15 protein-coding genes are annotated in these 16748 nt (G+C 71.2%); 6 read left to right on the forward strand and 9 right to left on the reverse strand.

Annotation, left to right across the window (positions count from 1 at the left end; genetic code table 11):
- Positions 1-4 precede the first annotated feature (4 nt).
- The 3 genes from AB0D12_RS11570 to AB0D12_RS11580 form a co-directional block, all read right to left on the reverse strand.
- Entirely contained in the window at positions 5-1144 is a 1140-nt protein-coding gene (locus AB0D12_RS11570) for an NlpC/P60 family protein (protein ID WP_362679841.1), read from the reverse strand.
- Between the two features lie 149 nt (positions 1145-1293).
- Positions 1294-3882, reverse strand: a complete 2589-nt coding sequence (locus AB0D12_RS11575; protein WP_362679844.1) for a PQQ-binding-like beta-propeller repeat protein — start codon at positions 3880-3882, stop codon at positions 1294-1296.
- A gap of 36 nt (positions 3883-3918) precedes the next feature.
- Complete coding sequence (locus AB0D12_RS11580; protein ID WP_362679847.1) at positions 3919-4194, reverse strand: hypothetical protein; 276 nt, start codon at positions 4192-4194, stop codon at positions 3919-3921.
- 218 nt (positions 4195-4412) lie between these two features.
- On the opposite strand from AB0D12_RS11580, the gene AB0D12_RS11585 reads away from it, so the two are divergent.
- The 3 genes from AB0D12_RS11585 to AB0D12_RS11595 are packed head-to-tail and all read left to right on the forward strand — an operon-like array spanning position 4413 to position 7530.
- Positions 4413-5672 (forward strand): sugar ABC transporter substrate-binding protein, encoded by a 1260-nt coding sequence (locus AB0D12_RS11585; protein ID WP_362679850.1) that lies wholly within the window; start codon positions 4413-4415, stop codon positions 5670-5672.
- Positions 5669-6727 (forward strand): sugar ABC transporter permease, encoded by a 1059-nt coding sequence (locus AB0D12_RS11590; RefSeq protein WP_362679853.1) that lies wholly within the window; start codon positions 5669-5671, stop codon positions 6725-6727. Before AB0D12_RS11585 ends, AB0D12_RS11590 begins: the two co-directional genes overlap by 4 nt.
- Positions 6727-7530 (forward strand): carbohydrate ABC transporter permease, encoded by an 804-nt coding sequence (locus AB0D12_RS11595; RefSeq protein WP_362679856.1) that lies wholly within the window; start codon positions 6727-6729, stop codon positions 7528-7530. The genes AB0D12_RS11590 and AB0D12_RS11595 overlap by 1 nt, the downstream gene beginning before the upstream one ends.
- A gap of 34 nt (positions 7531-7564) precedes the next feature.
- Here AB0D12_RS11595 and AB0D12_RS11600 read toward each other — a convergent pair whose 3' ends face one another.
- Positions 7565-8563, reverse strand: a complete 999-nt coding sequence (locus AB0D12_RS11600) for an LLM class flavin-dependent oxidoreductase (protein WP_362679859.1) — start codon at positions 8561-8563, stop codon at positions 7565-7567.
- Positions 8564-8644: 81 nt separating this feature from the next.
- Between AB0D12_RS11600 and AB0D12_RS11605 the strand changes: the two genes are divergently transcribed.
- Entirely contained in the window at positions 8645-9628 is a 984-nt protein-coding gene (locus tag AB0D12_RS11605) for a dihydrodipicolinate synthase family protein (RefSeq protein WP_362679862.1), read from the forward strand.
- Between the two features lie 58 nt (positions 9629-9686).
- Here the strand turns inward: AB0D12_RS11605 and AB0D12_RS11610 are convergent, their stop codons facing one another.
- The 3 genes from AB0D12_RS11610 to AB0D12_RS11620 are packed head-to-tail and all read right to left on the reverse strand — an operon-like array spanning position 9687 to position 12330.
- Positions 9687-10448, reverse strand: a complete 762-nt coding sequence (locus AB0D12_RS11610; protein ID WP_362679865.1) for an amidohydrolase family protein — start codon at positions 10446-10448, stop codon at positions 9687-9689.
- Positions 10448-11209 (reverse strand): hypothetical protein, encoded by a 762-nt coding sequence (locus AB0D12_RS11615; RefSeq protein WP_362679868.1) that lies wholly within the window; start codon positions 11207-11209, stop codon positions 10448-10450. The genes AB0D12_RS11610 and AB0D12_RS11615 overlap by 1 nt, the downstream gene beginning before the upstream one ends.
- Positions 11206-12330, reverse strand: coding sequence for a DegT/DnrJ/EryC1/StrS family aminotransferase (locus AB0D12_RS11620; protein ID WP_362679871.1), 1125 nt, complete (start codon positions 12328-12330; stop codon positions 11206-11208). The genes AB0D12_RS11615 and AB0D12_RS11620 overlap by 4 nt, the downstream gene beginning before the upstream one ends.
- Before the next feature lie 116 nt (positions 12331-12446).
- Here AB0D12_RS11620 and AB0D12_RS11625 point away from each other — a divergent pair, with 116 nt between their 5' ends.
- A complete protein-coding gene (locus AB0D12_RS11625) occupies positions 12447-13685 on the forward strand; it encodes a hypothetical protein (protein WP_362679874.1) in 1239 nt (412 codons plus the stop codon).
- A gap of 42 nt (positions 13686-13727) precedes the next feature.
- Positions 13728-14804: a dipeptide epimerase gene (locus AB0D12_RS11630; protein WP_362679877.1), complete on the forward strand. Its 1077-nt coding sequence runs from the start codon at positions 13728-13730 to the stop codon at positions 14802-14804.
- A 169-nt stretch (positions 14805-14973) separates the two neighbouring features.
- On the opposite strand, the gene AB0D12_RS11635 is transcribed toward AB0D12_RS11630, so the two are convergent.
- Together AB0D12_RS11635 and AB0D12_RS11640 are read right to left on the reverse strand one after the other, a co-directional pair.
- Positions 14974-15702, reverse strand: a complete 729-nt coding sequence (locus tag AB0D12_RS11635) for a TetR/AcrR family transcriptional regulator (RefSeq protein ID WP_362679880.1) — start codon at positions 15700-15702, stop codon at positions 14974-14976.
- Between the two features lie 51 nt (positions 15703-15753).
- Positions 15754-16689: a diiron oxygenase gene (locus AB0D12_RS11640; RefSeq protein WP_362679882.1), complete on the reverse strand. Its 936-nt coding sequence runs from the start codon at positions 16687-16689 to the stop codon at positions 15754-15756.
- Positions 16690-16748 lie beyond the last annotated feature (59 nt).

Here is a 16748-nt window from a genome sequence, read left to right on the forward strand (position 1 = left end):
CGGATCAGCCGGCGCCCGGGGCCGACTCCGCTCCGTACGCCGCGTCCGAGCCCGCCGTCGCGCCGGGCGGCAGCTCCGGCCGTGTGTAGCTGCGCAGCGCGGCTCCGTCCGGATCCGGACGGACCGCGCCCAGCAGCGGGTTCGCGGCGATCGGCGAGACCTTGACGCGGGTGCCGGGGTGCGGGGCCTGCACCACCAGGCCCTCGCCCAGATAGATCGCCACATGGGTGGCCCTGGGGAAGTAGATCACCAGGTCACCGGGGCGCAGCCGGCGCAGTGACACCTTCGGGAGCTCCCGCCACTGCTCCTGCGACGTACGCGGGATGGTGCGTCCGGCCCGCGCCCAGGCCTGGGAGGTCAGCCCCGAGCAGTCGTACGCCTGGGGGCCCTCCGCGCCCCAGACGTACGGCTTGCCGATCTGTCCGACGGCGTACTCCAGGGCATTGTCGCCTTCCTTGGAGGGGGTGCGCTTGCCGTCGAGCACGCCCGTGGAGAGCAGCTTCTTCTGGGCTTTCGCGGTGTGGGACCGCTCCAGCGCGGCCAGTTCGGCGATCTCCTCGGGGGAGAGCGAGGCGAGCAGCTTCTCGACCTCCCTCAGCCGCGCCGTGGCCCTGTCGCGCGCCTGTTTCTGCTTGTTCGCGAGCGTCTGTTCCTTGTCCAGGGCCTTGCGGGACTCGCTCGCCAGCGTGTCCGCCCGCTTCGCGCCCGCCTCGAGCCGCGAAATCGTCGCCAGCCGGTCGCTGGCCGCGCGCTCGATCAGATGGTCCTGGTCGAGGGCTTGCCGCGGGTTCTTGGCGAGCAGCAACTGGAGGTAGGAGGAGAGATCGGACTGCCCCTGGTACTGCTCCCGCGCCAGTCGGCCGACGTCGCGGCGGCCGGCGTCGATCGCGTTGCGCGCTGTGGCCAGGTCGCGGGCGAGCCTGGCCGTCTCGGCCTGCTGCTGCCCGAGTTTTGCCTCCGTGGCGTTGTACGTCTCGCCGGCCTCCTCGATCTGCCGGTACAGCTTCTGAAGTTCGGTCAGCAGTCCGGAGACGGTCGTGGGCGCGGGCGGCACGGCGGCGGCCGGTGGTGCCGGCACCGCCGCGGTCACCGTGGCAACGGCCAGCGCCGCCGTACAGACAGCACGGAGCAGACTGCCTGACACCACATCACCTCCGGCTGCGGGGGTGGGCCGTCCACGCCGTCCACCTCGCAGCCGATGATGCGAGCGCCCCGCTCGCACCGCCCCACGAGTGGTCGATTCGGCGCAATGCGGTCACTCGTTGTGGCGGCGTACGGGGATACGTCGGCGTGTCAGTCCACCGGCAGGGCGTAAAAGGTCCGGTCCCGCCGGACGACGAGATTCCGGCCGCCACCGGCGAGGGGCTCGTAGCGGGGTGTGTCGGTTCCGCCGTCCTGCGCGCCCGTCTCCTGGAACTTCCACAGCCGCTTTCCGTCGCGCGCGGCGAACGCGGTGAGCTGGCCGCTGTCGTACGCGAGTACCGTCCGGCCGCTCGTGCTGACGCCGGTCCCCGGAATCTCGTTCGACACCGGCGCGTCGGTGGAGCGCTGCCACAGTCGGCGGCCGTTCGCGGTGTCGACAGCGGACACCTGCTGGTGGCGGTTGGCGACGTACAGCATGGGGCTGCGGAGGATCGCGCCGCCGAAACCGAAGACTCCGCTCTCGCCCGGAGCCGTATCGGCCGGGGCCAGCCGCCACAGCAGCGCGCCGGTGCTGATCGTGTACGCGTTCAGCCGGTCGGCCACCGGGGCGAACAGCCTTCCCGACGCATCGCCCACCAGCGCGGCGGCGGGATGGACGCCGGCCAGCCGCAGCGACTTGAGCTGCTTGCCGGTCTTCCGGTCGATGGCCAGCAGCACGGATGCGCCCTTGGCGGCCTTCTGCTGAGCGGGGGTCAGGGTGGACGCGTACTGCCGTACGACGATCTCGGCGGGGCGCACACCGATCAGCTGGTACTGCGGCGCATAGGGGGCAGGTGCGCCCGGGATCCGGGTGCGCCACAGCCACTTCCGGGCGACGAGGTCGTACGCGAGCAGGTACGACTCCAGCGCGGCGCCCTTCTTGACCTGGCCGGTCATCCAGAGCGTCGTCCCGTCCAGGCCGGTCCTGCCGGTGAGCGTCAGGACCTCGCCGGGACCGGCCAGTGCGGCCTTGGCGATCCGGTGCTTGACCTGTCCATCCTGTGCCGTGATCCACAGGAACGCGTCGGGGGTGTCCACGAAGCAGAGCGCGTCGTCGACGGGTACGGCGCGCGAGGCCGACACGGCCTCCTTGCGCTGCCAGAGCGGCCGTCCGGTACGGAGATCGACCCCGGTGGACTGCTCCTTGCCGGTCAGGACCAGCACCCGGTCCTGCCAGACGGTGGCGGACAGCGGTTCGGCGGCGGTCGCCGGATGCTCGTACCGCCACACCGGCTCCGGCGGCAGCCCGGCCATCCGGGTGCGGCGCGGAGCGGGGGCGGCTTGGGCGGGTTTCTTGTCCGAGTCCCCGGCGGCGACGGCGTACACCGCGGTGCCGCCGACCACGAGCCCGGCAGCCGCGCCGACGATGCCGGTGAGCAGCGCACGCCGATCGGGCGTGGGCGCGCCTGGGGGCAGCGCTGCGGGGAGGGGCGCGGTGGGAAGGGGCGCTGCGGGACGGGCCGGGGTGGGGAGCGGCGCTGCGGTCGCAGGAGCGACGGCCGGCCGAGCGACTGCGGCTGCGGTGCTGGTCGGCGCGCTCCGCGCCGCAGGTACGGCGAGCGCGGCGGTGACCCGGTCAACGCCCGCCCCGGGCCCGCCCACCCCGGGCGCGTTGCGACCGCCGCCCACGAGCAGGGTGTCCGTGTCCCGCAGGGAGCCCGGCCCCGCGCCGACGGCGCCCGCGTGCTGTGCCGCCACCGCATCCGCAGGCTTCGCGTCCGCCGGTTGGAGGCCTGCCTCCGATTGGCCGAAGCCCGAGCCAGGACCGGCCTCCCACGCAGCCCCCTGCCCCAGGGACCTCACCCGCACCGCCTGCGCCTCCACCGCAGCTACCAGGCTCGGGGGCAGCCAGCCCTCCCGGGCCAGTGCCGCCGCACCTTCCAGGGCCAGGTCCGCCGCCACCGTGCTCGCCGAAGGGCGGTCCTCCGGAGACTTCGACAGGCAGTGGGCCACCAAGGGGCGCAACTCACCCGGCACTCCGCCCAGTTCCGGCTCTCCGTGCGCAATACGGTCCGCGTCCGCCAGTGGGGTCGTACCCGTCGACGCGTACGCCAGCAGCAGGCCCAGGACAAAAATGTCCGACGCCGGTCCGGGCTTCGCGCCCGTCGCCTGTTCCGGGGTCAGATAGCCGAGCTTCACCGTCAGTTGCCCGTCCGGATGCGCCTCCGCGACGGCGGCCGCGCCCAGCGCCCCGAACGCGGTGAGCCGCGGTCCGTCCGCCGCGAGCAGGACCGTGTCGGGCGCCAGCCCGTGCAGCACCGTCCCGGTCGCATGCACGCGCGACAGGATCTCCGCGAGAGCCGCGCCCAGTATGCGTACCGCCCGTTCCGGAAGTGGGCCGGCCAGCGCGACGGCCTCGCGCAGCGTCAGCGCCGGGACGTACGGGCTCGCCGTCCACAGCGGCTCCCCGTCCCGGGCCTCAGCACCCTCGGTCCTTTCCGTGCCTTCCGTGCCGTCCGTACTGGACTCGATCGGCGCCACCCAGCCCCCGGCCAGCCGCTGCGTCCGCCGCGTCTCCGACCGGAAGCGGCGCCGGAACGCCGTCAGCGCCGCCAGCTCCGCCCGGGCCACCGAGACGACCGCGATCGTGCCGTTCGGCCCGTGCGCGAGGTAGCGGACGCAGACCGCCGAATCCCGGTGACGCGCCAGGGTGGTGAACGGGCCGATCTGGCGCGGATCGTCCTGCTGCAGCGGCTCCATCGAGTGCATCCCCCCTGGCGACACGGTCCCGTGATCTTATGGCGCGCCGTTCGGCTTCGACCAGGGCCACCTCAGCGCGCGGCGTTCCACGCCCTCCGGGGCGTACTCGTACTTCCAGCCGCGCTGCAGCCTCAGCCGTTTGGTGTAACCGGCCGGTACGCGCCGGTACGCGTACACCGTCGGCGGGCTGCCGTCCTCGTTCGGTACGGGGATCTCGTACCACTTCGGCGGATGGCCCGTCATCCCGACCAGGACCGGCAGCACACGCCCGTCCAGTGGCCCGCCCACGAAGGGGGTGTTCTCGCTTCTCACGTGAGCCAGTGTCACGCAGGCCCCACACGCCGTCCGCACCGGGCGCGCCCGCCGTCCGGAAGAACCCGTCTGCCGACGTGCCCGGCAGGGTCCTGGCGGCACTTCCGGCCGATCCGCTCGGCTTGTGGCATTGACACGCCAAATCCGCCCCGATACTTTCGGCCCAGGCCGAAACTAGCCGGGCTCTGGCTCCCTTCTCAGGCCTTCCGGAGGCCCCCATGAAGACAGGCTTCAAGCGCGCCGCCGCACCTCTCGCCCTGTTCACGCTCGCCGCCCTGCTCGCCGGCTGTGGCGGAGACAGCGATTCGGGGTCGAAGAAGGTCACCGTCTGGATGTACCCGGTGATCGCCGATCCCAAGGCCAGCTCCGCCTACTGGGCGCAGATCGAGGCGGACTTCGAGAAGGCCGCGCCGGGCACCTCGCTCACCATCGAGCAGCAGCCGTGGGAGAACCGCGACCAGAAGATCGCCACGGCGTTCGGCGGCGGCAAGGGGCCGGACGTCGTCCTGCTGACGCCGGACCAGATTCCGCAGTTCTCCGCCAGCGGCGCCATCAGCCCGGTGGACGGGGCGCTGGGGGCCAGCGTCGGCAAGTTCCTGCCCGCCACCCTTGACGCGATGAAACAGAAGGGCAAGATCTACGGCGCGCCCATCTATCAGACCATCACGACCACCGTCTACAACAAGAAGTTGCTGACCGCAGCCGGTGTCGCCACACCGCCCGGCACCTGGGACGAGATCAAGGCCGCCGCCCCCAAGCTCAAGAAGAACGGCGTCGCCCTCCTCGACTACTCCGCCAGCAACGAGGCCTCGCTGAACCTCAACTTCTATCCGCTGCTGTGGCAGGCCGGCGGCAGCGTCTTCACCGAGGACGGCAAGAAGGCCGCCTTCAACAGTCCCGAGGGTGTCGAGGCGCTGACCTTCCTCACCGACCTCTACCAGGCGGGCTCGGTCCCCAGGTCGTCGATGACGAACACCAACCTCCTCGCAGACCAGGCACTCGGCAAGCAGCAGGCTGCCATGGGCTTCTCCGTCGTCCTCGCCGACGCCGAACTGGCCGCGAAGACCTGGGGCCCGGAGAACGTCGTGGTGGGAGCGCCGCTCAGAGGCCCCGCGAAGGAGGTCGCGTTCGGCATCCCCGGTGCGCTCAGCGTCAACGCCAAGTCCGGGAATGCGGCGGGCGCGGAGAAGTTCCTCGCCTTCATGACGGAGCCGGAGCAGGTCAAGTCCCTGGGCAGGGCCAGCGGATACTTCTCACCGCGTACGGACGTCACCGTGCCGAACGCATCTCCGTACGCGAAGCAGTACCAGGCGGCGCTGGCGGACGTCAGTCCCGGTGAGCCCAACCCGGCCGCGCGCCAGCTGATGGGTCTGCTCGCGCCGGAGATCCAGGCGGCGCTGGCGGGGAAGAAGAGTCCCAAGGAAGCGCTCGACTCGGCGGCCAAGGCGGCCGACGACCTGCTGGCGCGGCAGCGTTGAGCGAGGAGATCACACGCGAAACGGCCTCGCGCGAGGCGGCCACAGGTGAACCGGCCACGCGCGAGGTGGCCTCGCATGAGGTGGCCACGGGTGAACCGGCCACGCGCGAGGTGGCCACCGTCCGCGTGCAGGCCGCCGGCAAGCGGGCCGTTCGCAAGGCGGGTCGTCACCAAGGCCGGCCCGGCACTCCCGCACGACGGCGCGAGGCCCTCGTGGGCCTCGCGTTCGTGGCCCCCATGCTGGTGCTGTTCATCGTCTTCCGATTCGGCCCGACCATCGGTGCGGTGTTCCTCTCACTCACCGACTACCGGCTCAGCGGCGAATGGCGGTTCATCGGGGCCGAGAACTACACCCGCCTGTTCGAGGACGACCTGTTCTGGGGGAGCCTGGGCGTCACCGCCGTCTACACCGCGGTCTATGTCCCGATGACCGTGCTGCTCGCTCTCGGCACGGCCGTGCTGCTGCACCGCACCATCTGGCTGCGCGGCTTCTTCCGCGGCCTGTTCTTCCTGCCGTACGTCACCAGCATCGTGCTGGCCGCCGTCATCTGGAAGTGGATCTACCAGGTCGACGACGGGCTCCTCAACGCCGCACTCGGCGCCCTCTCCCTCGGCCCGGTCGACTTCCTCGGCGATGAGTCCCTTGTCCTGCCCTCCATTGCCGCGACCTCCGCCTGGAAGGGCTTCGGCTACACCATGCTGATCCTTCTCGCCGGGCTCCAGTCCATCCCCCGCGAGATCACCGAGGCGGCGACCATCGACGGCGCCGGCGCCTGGCAGCGCTTCCGCTGGGTGACGCTGCCGCTGCTGCGGCCCGTGCTTTTCTTTGTGCTCGTCATCGAGGCGATCCAGGCCTTCCAGGTCTTCGACGCGATGTATGTCATGACCGCGGGCGGACCGATCCGGGCCAGCTATTCGCTCGTCTACTTCCTGTACGACTCGGGCTTCAAGTACTTCGACTTCGGGTACGCCAGCGCGGTCGGCCTGATGCTCTTCCTCGTAGTCCTGATCTTCTCGCTCATCCAGCGCCGGCTCATCGGAAGGGAGGCCGACTGATGGCGCGGCTCAGACTCCCCGTGCTGCTGATCCTGGTCGCGTTCGTTACCGTCACGCCGTTCCTGGTGATGGTGCTGGTCGCCTTCGCCCCGCCGGGCGGCCGGACCCTCCCCGGTGCCTTCGACCTCACCCGCGCCACCTGGCAGAACTTCTCCGACGTCCTCAGCGGTGCGGACATCGGCCGCTGGGCGCTCAACTCCCTCGTGTATTCGCTGGTTTCGGTCGTGCTGATCCTGCTGTTCTCGTCGATGGCCGGATACGCCTTCGCCAAGAAGCGGTTCCCCGGGCGCGAGATCCTGTTCTGGGCGTTCCTCGCGACGCTGATGGTGCCCTTTCAGGCCACCCTCATCCCGTACTACATCCTGGTGTCGAAGATGGGCGGCGTCGACACGTACTGGGGGCTGATCGTGCCGACGCTCGCCAACTCCCAGGCGGTTTTCCTGATGCGGCAGTTCATGTACCAGTTGCCCGACGAGCTCTTCGAGGCGGCGAAGATCGACGGGGCGTCGGAGTGGCGGATCTACACCACCATCGTCATTCCGCTCATCCGGCCGATCCTGGCGACCCTCGGGGTGTTCGTCTTCCTGTGGCACTGGAACGACTTCCTCTGGCCGCTGGTGATCGGGCAGTCCGAGCAGATGCGCACCCTCACCGTCGGCCTCGCCACGCTGCAGGGCGAGAACATGGCCGTCAATCAGATCATGGCCGGGGCCACCATCACCGTGCTGCCCTGCCTGCTCGTCTTCGGACTGCTCCAGCGGTATCTGACCGACTCGATCGCCACCACCGGTCTCAAGAACTGACACCGTCGGCAATAGGCCATCCGGCGGCGCCCGCTCAGCCGCCGAGGCCCGGCAGCACCTCGGTCCCGAACAACTCGATTGCGCTGAGAGCGTCCGTCTGCGGCATGCCGGGCGGCTGGATGCGCAGCACTACGCCATCGGCGCCCATCTCGCCGTACTCGCCGAGCCGCTGCACACACCGGTCCACCGAGCCGATCACGGAGCGCGCCTCGATGTCGTCCCATTGCTGGGCATAGCGCGCGGCGTCGGCCGAGGTCCGCTTCCAGTCGCCGTAGGCGTCGTACAGCCCGCGCAGCGGGCCCTCCAGGGCGGCCCGCGCCTGCTTCGAGGTGGCAGCGGCGTAGCCCTCGCGGCAGATGATGACTTCCGCGCCGAGACTCGCCGCGCCGCGTGGGTAGGAGCGGTACTCCGCAATCTTCTCGGGCAGTTCGGAGTCGAGCTCGTTGAAGGACGTCGTCCAGCCGTCACACATCCGGGCCGTACGCTCCAGAGCGGCGGAGACCCGGCCGCCGTTCCAGATCCGGGGCCGCGGGGACTGCACCGGACGGGGTGCGAGGAAGGCCCGGTCCACCGACGTCCAGCGGCCGTGGTGGGTGACCTCGTCCTCGGTCCACAGCCGGGTGACCAGCTCCAGGCACTCCTCGAAGCGGGACACGCGCTCGCGCGGCTGAGTGCCGTACAGCGTGAACTCCTCGGGCCGGTAGCCGAGTACGAATCCGGCGGTGAGCCGCCCGCCGGAGAGCACATCGATGTGCGCGAGGGTCTCGGCCAGCCACACCGGCTGGTAGACCGGGGCGATCAGCCCCGCCGTGGCGAGCCCGATCCGCTCGGTGTGCGCGGCGAGATACGCCAGAGAGGTGAGGGCCTCGTGGTAGCCGGGCCGGTGCAGATGGCGTTCGCCGAGCACCACCCAGTCGAATCCGGCCTGTTCGGCCAGCCGGACCTGCTCCACCGCATCGGCGAGCCGGGGCCGGTCGGCCTTGTCCGCGTAGAGATTGACGTAGAGGCCGACACGCATGGAGCGCTGTGACATTCTCGCTTGCCCTTCCTTTACGGTCCGGGCCGTAAAGGCTAGCGTGTCGCCAACGACCGCAACAGACGGGAGAGATCGCCCATGTCTGCGACGGAGGACCTGGTACGCGGGCTGCGCGGCACCGTACTGCCCGCGGTGGCCACTCCCATGGATCCCCGGGGGGTCGTGGACCTGGACGCGCTGCGCGGTTACGCGGAGCGGATCGCGGCCGAGCGGATCGGCGGCGTCGCCGTCTGGGCACACACCGGCCGCGGTCTTCATCTCTCCGGGCCCGACCGTCGTCAGGTGCTGCGCATCTGGCGGGACGTGGTCGAAGGGCCGATCGTGGCAGGCGCGGGGGTGCCACGATCGGTCCGCCCCAGCAACCTGCGGGAGGCATGGGACGCCACCGTCGCGATGGCGGTGGAGGCGGCCGGTCTCGGCGCGGACGCGGTCATGGTCTATCCGCTGGCGCAGTTCGCCGAGCGCCCCGGGGGGCAGTCGGAGGCGGTACGGCTGCATGAGCGGGTGGCCGAGGAGAGCGGGCTGCCGGTGCTCGGCTTCTTTCTGCACGGCGAGGCGGGCGGCTATCCCTACCCGCCCGAGCTGATCCGCCGGCTGCTCGCGCTGCCGTCCGCCGCCGGGGTCAAACTCGCCACGCTGGACCGGGCGATGGCCTGCCAGGACGCGATCCGCGCGGCAGGCGAGAGCGGCAAGCTGGTCATCACCGGTGAGGACCGGATGTTCGGTCCCTCGCTGATGTGGGGCGCGGACTCCGCGCTGGTGGGCATCGCGGCGGCGCGGGTGTCCCTGACGACGGCGGTCCTGGAAAGCTGGCGGGCGGGTGACCATACCGGGTTCGTACGGGCGTCGGCCCGGCTGGACCGGTTCGCGGAAGCGACCTTCCTGGCGCCCATCGAGGGCTATGTGCAGCGGATGCTGTGGGCGGCGGTCTGGGAGGGGCTGATCCCGGAGGAGGCGGCGCACGATCCGTACGGACCGACGCTGCCCGCCGGCGAGCGCCAGGCGGTCGTCTCATGCCTGGAGGCGCTCGCGAAGGAGAACGTCAGCCCGTCCGGCGACTGAGGCCCCGACGACTCGACGCCCCGACGGGCGTACGGGGAGTCCGGGGCGCAGCCTCTCGTTACGGGCAGGGGCGAGCAGGGGACGGAACCGCCCCCAACCCGAACAGCTCCGCCGCGTTGCGCCACAGCACCCGCTCCAGCTCCGCCATGGTGAACCCCGCGTCGCGGATGACGCCGAGCGACACACACGGGTCGATCAGCGTCGCGTCCGTCCCGAACAGCAGCCTCTCCACCGGCACCCCGGCCTCGCGCGCGTATGCCACACGGCCCGCGTCCGTCGCCGTGCGGCAGTGCTCCAGGTAGAGCCGGTCGCACGCGGCCGCGGCGTGTGCCGCCTCGCGCCAGGCGTCGCCGCCCGCATGGCCCATGATCACGCGCAGTCCGGGACGGGACGCCAGCAGCTCGGGAAGCAGCGTGACTTCACGGCCCCAGGTGTGCAGCAGCAGCGGCACACCGGCCTCCGCGACCACGTCGAAAGCCTCCGCCATCTCCCGTGACCCCGGCAGCCGTCCCGGATAGTGGGTGTGGATCTTCGCTCCCACGAACCTCCCGGTGTCCAGACAGCGCCGCAGGTCCGCAGCGCTCTTCTCGGGCCGGTTGGGGTTCACCACCGCGTATCCGTACAGCCGCGGCTGGTGCGCCAGCACCTCGCGCAGTGCCGCGTTGCCCGCCACCGCGTCGTACACCACCGCCTCGGCGGACGACACGAGCTGCAGATCGATGCCGTACCGGTCCATCTGCCGCAGATTGGTGGCCGCGTCCCCGGTGGTCAGATGGAACTGCCAGCGGCCCACATGCGCGTGCACATCGATGATCGGCATCAGGCCAGCAGCTCCTCGACGTTCTTGGTGGCGATCGCGGCGCGGTCGTCGTCCGAGATGTCCGCGTACCGCAGCCGCAGTGTCTGCGGCGAGATGTCCGTGAAGGGCGTACGCGAGCCGAAGACCAGATGCCGCGGGCCCACCGAGTCCACCACGCGTTCGATGGAGTCGGGCCCGGACAGCATCCGGGTGGTGGCCCGGAAGCCGGGCTCCTCCTGGGCCAGCAGCAGGAAGTCGGCCAGCAGATAGGCATGCAGATCGAGGAAGACCACATCGGCGCCGCGGCCTGCGAGCGGCGGTCCGAAGCGGCGCGGGTCGCCGTCGTGCAGCAGCGCCATGCCGCGGTCCAGGGCGAGTGAGACCACCCGCCGGTATCCGGGGAAGCCGGGCTCGGCCGCCTGCTCGACGGTGAACAGCCGCAGGAATCGCACGCCGGCGGCGGAAAGTTCGTCCAGCCGGGCCTCCGCGGTCAGCGCATCCCGTACGTCGACGGTGCCGACCGGCAGCAGCTCCGGGCAGCCCGCGAGATCGCGCAGTGTCTCGGCGTTGCCGGCCTCGTCGTCGAAGAGCGGGCCCCGGGTGGACAGCGCCAGCGCGCCGGCGACGGGAGAGCGGGCCAGCCGGGCCCGGACCTCCTCGAGCCCGACATCGAGGTGGTGCCGCGGCCATGACCCGTACAGCACATCCACGTCCCAGCCGACTTGTTCCGCCGGCGTCGGATGCAGCCACTCGTACGCGTTCAGCCACTCATACGCGCTCATCGTGATCCCGCCTCGCCCAGGGCCCGGGCGATCCGGTCAACATCGCCCTCGGTGTACGCCTCGTTCCACTGCAGCACCAGCAGCGTATGGTCGATCAGCCGCTCCGCGCGGGGACACAGGCCCGGCGGATACCCGGGCAGTGCCGGATTGGCGTACAGCGGCCGCTCCAGATAGCCGGGCAGCGCCGGTACGCCCGCGGCCTGGAGGCTCTTCGCCCAGCGGGAGTTGTCCTCGACCAGGAGCGGCACCACCCACCAGGCGTGACCCGCGCGCTGCGCCGGCATCCGGGCGCAGTCGAGCCCGGCGATCGCGGCGGCCAGCCGCTCGGCCCGCTCCCGCCGCAGCCGGACGACCTCGGCGACACGGGTGAGCTGGACCCTGGCCACCGCGGCGGTGAGTTCGGTCATCCGGTAGTTGAGGCCCGCTTCGCGGTGGATCCGGCCCTCTGTGCGGTCCCAGCCCTTGTCCATGAACAGCCGCATATGGCGGGCGAGGGCGGGGTCGTCGGTGACGGAGAGACCGCCGTCACCGGCGGTGATGTGCTTGTACTGCTGAAGGCTGAAGCAGGCGATGTCCCCCCGCGTGCCCAGCAGCCGGCCCGCCGTGTCCTCCCCGAGCCAGGCCTGGGCGCAGTCCTCGATGAGTACGAGTCCGTGCCGGTCGCAGATCGCGCGCAGCGCGCCGACGTCCGCGGCTCCGCCGAAGAGATGCACGGCGATGACGGCCTTCGTATGTGGGTTGACGGCGGCCTCGACGGCCTCCGGGTCGAGATTGCCGTCCTCGGGGCGTACGTCGGCGAACACCACGCGTGCCTGCTGCGCCAGTACGGGCGCGACCGTCCCGAAGTCGGAGAGCGGCGTGGTGATCACCTCGTCCCCCGGGCCGACCCCGGCCGCCGCGACGGCCAGATGCAGGGCCGCCGTCCCCGAGCTGGAAGCCACCGCCTCGGCGCGGGAGTACAGCTGCGCCATCTCGGCTTCCAGGGAACGTGCTTCACTGCCGAAGGCGCTGCACAGCACCGCCGAGTCCAGTACGCGCAGGACCGCGGCCCGTTCCTCCTCGCCGAAGGTGCGGCCGCGCGGGCCGAGAACTGTTGGCAGGTGCATTTCCCGTTCGGGCATCGGGGCACTATCCTCTCGGCAAGCCTGCAGTTATGGCCTGGGCCGAAATTAGGACGGCCGTCGGCAGGCGTCAAGAAGCACCCCCGGAACCACTCCAGAAGAACGGAGACCGGCCGATGGCTCTCACGATCGGAGTGATCGGCCCCGACGACCTCGTGCACAAGGTGGTCGCGGTCGGCGACCCGGCCGGAGCGGTCCGGCTGGTGGCCCTTCCGTACCGGCACGAGGACGAGACCCTCGAGGTGGTCGCCAAAGCGCGGTCGGAGGTCGACGCTCTTCTCTTCACGGGCGTCGTACCGCATACGCTCGCCACGGCCGCGGGCCTGGTCGACCTGCCCGCGATGTACGTGCCGTACAACGGCGCGACCCTGCTGCGCGCGCTCGTCGAACTGCTCCGCCTCGGCCATGACGTCTCCCGTATCTCCATCGACACGCTGCGCCGCAGTGAGGTCATGGAGACGCTCACCGAGGCCAAGCTCCCCACCGAGCATGTGCATGTACTGCCGTACCGGCCGGGACTGACCTCGCGGGACCTGGCCGACTTCCACATCGCCGCGCGCGACGAGAAGGAGACCCGGGTCGCCATCACCTGTCTCGGCTCGGCCTTCCAGCTGCTCGACCACGAGATGCACGCCGTACGTCTGGCGCCGTCCCGGCACTCCATACGCTCCACGCTCCTGGCCCTGACGCTCGCCACCGCGGGACAGCACAGCGGAGACGCGCAGGTCGCTCTCGGCATCATCGATCTCCCGGCGGCCGACCAGGAGCTGGCGGCGGATCTGCGGGTGCTGGGCGGCAGCCTCGTCGATCTGCCCGACGGGCAGCGGCTGGTCGTCACCACGCGCGGAGTGCTGGAGACGGTGAGCGAGCAGTTCACCCGGCTGCCGTTCCTCGACGACCTGGCGGCCCGGCACGGCACCGCGCATGTGGGCTTCGGTCTCGGCCGTACCGCCGCGGAGGCCGAGTCGCTGGCCAGGCGCGCGGTCAGACGGGCCCGTTCGGCGGGCGCGGTGGCCGGAGTCGTCTCGATGACCGACGACGTCGACATCGTGATCGACGGCGAACGGTCCGCGGACGCGCCGCCCGGACCGCCGGCGGGCCCGGAGAGCACGGTGACGCTCGCCCGCCGTGTCGGACTGAACCCGGGGACGCTGGACCGGCTGCGCGAACTGGCCGCCCAGGACCCGGAGTCGGGCATCACCGCGCACCGCGTGGCCGAGCACCTCTCCGTCCAGCAGCGCACGGCCCGCCGCATCCTCAAACGTCTCGAACGGGCGGGCCTGGCCGTCCCTACGGCCGACCGGCAGCAGGGCCAGACCGGCCGCCCTCCGATCGTCTACCGCGTACGCATCTGAGCCCGGTTTTACGGTCCGGGCCGTAAGTCGAAGGAGCCGCGCGTGAAGATCGCCTCGATCAACACCCGTGTCGTCAGGGCCCCTTACCGGCGCCCGTTCGTCATCAGCAGCGGAACCAGCCCCGAACTCATCAGCCTGGTTGTCGAAGTACGTACCGCCGACGGCGACTACGGCCTCGGCGAGGCCTCTCCGATGACCGCCTACACCGGCGAGACCCTCGCCGGACTCGAAGCGGCCCTCACCGAGCACGCCGCACCCGCGCTCATCGGCCGCGATCCCCGCGACCTGGCGGGAGCGCACGCCGCCATGGACACCGCCATCCGCGGCCAGCACCTCGCCAAGGCGGCCCTCGACATCGCGCTGCACGACGTGGCGGCGCGGGCGGCGGGCTGGCCCGTGCACCTGCTGCTCGGCGGCTGCGCCCGCCCGCGCGTCCCCACCACCTGGGTGGTGGGCCTCGGCACGGTCGAGGAGATGGCGGAGGAGGCGACCGTGTACGCCGCGAAGGGCTTCACCCACATCAAGGTCAAGGGCGGCGAGGACCCGGAGCTCGACGAGCAACTGGTCCGTTCCGTGCGCAAGGCGGTCCCGGACTCCGTCGAGCTCTCCCTGGACGCCAACGAGGGCTACGACCCCGGCACCGCGGCCAGGACGGTGGCCCGGCTGGCCGACGCCGGCCTCGACCTGGTCGAACAGCCGCTGCCCCGGTGGGACTTGGCCGGCATGGCCGCGCTGCGCAGCAGTGGGGGTGTGCGCGTGATGGCCGACGAGAGCATGCAGTCGCTGCACGACGCCCTGGCGATCGTCCGCGGCGGCGCCGCCGATGTCCTCAACATCAAGATCCTCAAGGTGGGCGGGCTCCACCGGGCCCGGCAGGTCGCCGCGCTCGCCGAGTCCGCGGGCCTCGCCGTGAAGATCGGCACCATGCCGGAACTGGGTGTCGCCACACTGGCCGCCGCCCATCTGGCCGCCGCACTTCCGCATGCCACGGTTCCGGCGGATCTGGTGGGGCCGCTGCTGGTGGACGCGGAGCCGCTGGCTCCTACGGCGTTTGCGGGGGTGGGGGACACGGGGTGGATCGACGTGCCGGTGGGGCCGGGCCTGGGCCACGACCTGTAACGCCTGCGGCGGTCTCTCCCCAGCCGGACGGGCTCACTTTGAGCCCCGCCGGCGATTGAGGCGCGGGGTCCGGGGCGGAGCCCCCGCGCGGCGGAGCCGCACATCGGCACAGCGGGAAGGGGGGTAGGGGAACAGGCCCGCCGCAGGCGTCGACCCACCCCGACGGTTGCTATCGCAGGTGGTCCGCGGCCGACACCACCGGCCCCACCCGCCTCGCCAGCGTCCCCACCGGACCCGTCGGCGTCTCCAGCGCCACCAGGTCCCGCATTGCTCCCGCCGTTTCCTCATCCGTCGCCGCCGTCGCCACCAGCAGCGCGATGAGATGGTCGACCAGCCAGTGACGCAGCTCATCGGCCGACGGCTGCTTGCCCTCGTCCAGCCAGATCAGCGAGGCCGCCTCGACGGCCGCGATCCAGGTGCGCACCATCAGCCGCAGCCTCAGTCCGGGACGGGCCACCCCGAGATGGACGAGGACATGCTCCGCCGCGGCCCGCCGCACCTCGTCGACGATCGCGGTCGTACGGGACGTCTCGGCGACGCTGCCGCCGCGCAGCAGCGCGCTGAAACCGGCGTCGTGCTCGTCGACGAAGACGAGATAGCGGTCGAGCACCCGGGAGAGCCGCTCGGTCGGCGCACCGGCGGGCAGCTCGGCGAAGCACTGCTCCAGCTGGTCCGCGGCGGACCGCAGTGCCGTCTCGTACAACTGCTGCTTGCCGCCGGGGAAGTAGCGGTAGACGAGGGGCCGGGACACACCGGCCGCCTCCGCCACGTCGTCGAGCGAGATCTCGTCCGGCGGCCGGTGCGCGAAGAGCGTGAGCGCAGCGGCGAGAAGCTGCTTGCGGCGCTCCTCGACGCTGAGCCGTCGGTACGCACGGGTCGCTGGAGCGGGACTGGTCATGCTCCGCAGCGTAACCGCACTGTTCGCCACCGTACGGGCCGGCGACGAGTATCACGCCAGCAGGCCGGACGCCTTCCACAGCCGTCGGCCGGGCCCCCGCAGCACCCCGATGTCGTCCAGGAAGTCGGTGAGCCGCTTCGCGCCCGACTGCATCACCTCGCGCCGGTGTCCGCTCGCCTTCACCTGCGCGACCGCCTCGCGCCGGTCCAGGCCGATGTTCGTGTACACCTGCGGATTGACGAAGCAGACGGAGAAGACCCGCGCCGCCTCTCCGCTGCTGATCCGGGTGAACTCCTGCTCCCAGCGCGGCGCGGTCACCATCTGGCGCCGCAACTCCTCGCGGGCGTACCGCACGTGCCGTGCCTCCTCCACCACATGGATACGGGTGACGCCGCGCACCAGCGTCTGCACGCGCTCGTCCGGGAAGGTCAGCCGCTGCATCCAGTCGAGGATCTCCTCGCCGAGCAGTGTCGCCGCGAACGAACCGGGCGTGGTCGAGACGGCCTTCAGCACGCGTGCCAGATTGTGGTACATCCGCGGCACCGGATAGGCGGGCGCCCCGCTCTTCTGGATCATCCTGGCGAACATCATCGAGTGCCGGCACTCGTCCGCGATCTCGGTGAGCGCGTAGCGCACATGGTTGCTGGTCACGGACTTGTCGTAGATGTGGCGCACCAGCAGCTGCATCAGGATGATCTCGAACCAGATGCCGAGCGAGGCGAGCGACGCGCCCTCGTGCCTGGCCAGTTCCAGCCGCTGTTCTTCGGACATCTTGTGCCAGAGCGGGGTGTCGTAGAGGGAGAGCAGCTCCGGCGGCCAGAACCACTTGCCCTCCTCGATGGGAGACTCCCAGTCGAGCTCCTTGTCGGGGTCGAAGGAGTGCTTGGCGGAGGACTCGAGCAGCCGCTCGGCGACCTGTTCGCGGTCCCGGAGCGGGCCGAGTGCGTCGCGGAGCAGCTGCACATCGCGTTCGGTCACGGTCGTCATGGCGGAGGGCACCTCACGGGTCGGCATCGGGTCCGGGAATCGCCCCCGGGCAGGCCGAG

The sequence above is a fragment of the Streptomyces sp. NPDC048479 genome (assembly GCF_040651435.1).
Lineage (GTDB): Bacteria > Actinomycetota > Actinomycetes > Streptomycetales > Streptomycetaceae > Streptomyces.

Coding starts and splice junctions, on each gene's coding strand:
- AB0D12_RS11575 (WP_362679844.1), bottom strand. CDS start 3,882: ATGGAGCCGCTGCAGCAGGACGATCCGCGCCAGATCGGCCCGTTCACC.
- AB0D12_RS11585 (WP_362679850.1), top strand. CDS start 4,413: ATGAAGACAGGCTTCAAGCGCGCCGCCGCACCTCTCGCCCTGTTCACG.
- AB0D12_RS11595 (WP_362679856.1), top strand. CDS start 6,727: ATGGCGCGGCTCAGACTCCCCGTGCTGCTGATCCTGGTCGCGTTCGTT.
- AB0D12_RS11600 (WP_362679859.1), bottom strand. CDS start 8,563: ATGTCACAGCGCTCCATGCGTGTCGGCCTCTACGTCAATCTCTACGCG.
- AB0D12_RS11605 (WP_362679862.1), top strand. CDS start 8,645: ATGTCTGCGACGGAGGACCTGGTACGCGGGCTGCGCGGCACCGTACTG.
- AB0D12_RS11610 (WP_362679865.1), bottom strand. CDS start 10,448: ATGCCGATCATCGATGTGCACGCGCATGTGGGCCGCTGGCAGTTCCAT.
- AB0D12_RS11615 (WP_362679868.1), bottom strand. CDS start 11,209: ATGAGCGCGTATGAGTGGCTGAACGCGTACGAGTGGCTGCATCCGACG.
- AB0D12_RS11620 (WP_362679871.1), bottom strand. CDS start 12,330: ATGCCCGAACGGGAAATGCACCTGCCAACAGTTCTCGGCCCGCGCGGC.
- AB0D12_RS11625 (WP_362679874.1), top strand. CDS start 12,447: ATGGCTCTCACGATCGGAGTGATCGGCCCCGACGACCTCGTGCACAAG.
- AB0D12_RS11635 (WP_362679880.1), bottom strand. CDS start 15,702: ATGACCAGTCCCGCTCCAGCGACCCGTGCGTACCGACGGCTCAGCGTC.
- AB0D12_RS11640 (WP_362679882.1), bottom strand. CDS start 16,689: ATGACGACCGTGACCGAACGCGATGTGCAGCTGCTCCGCGACGCACTC.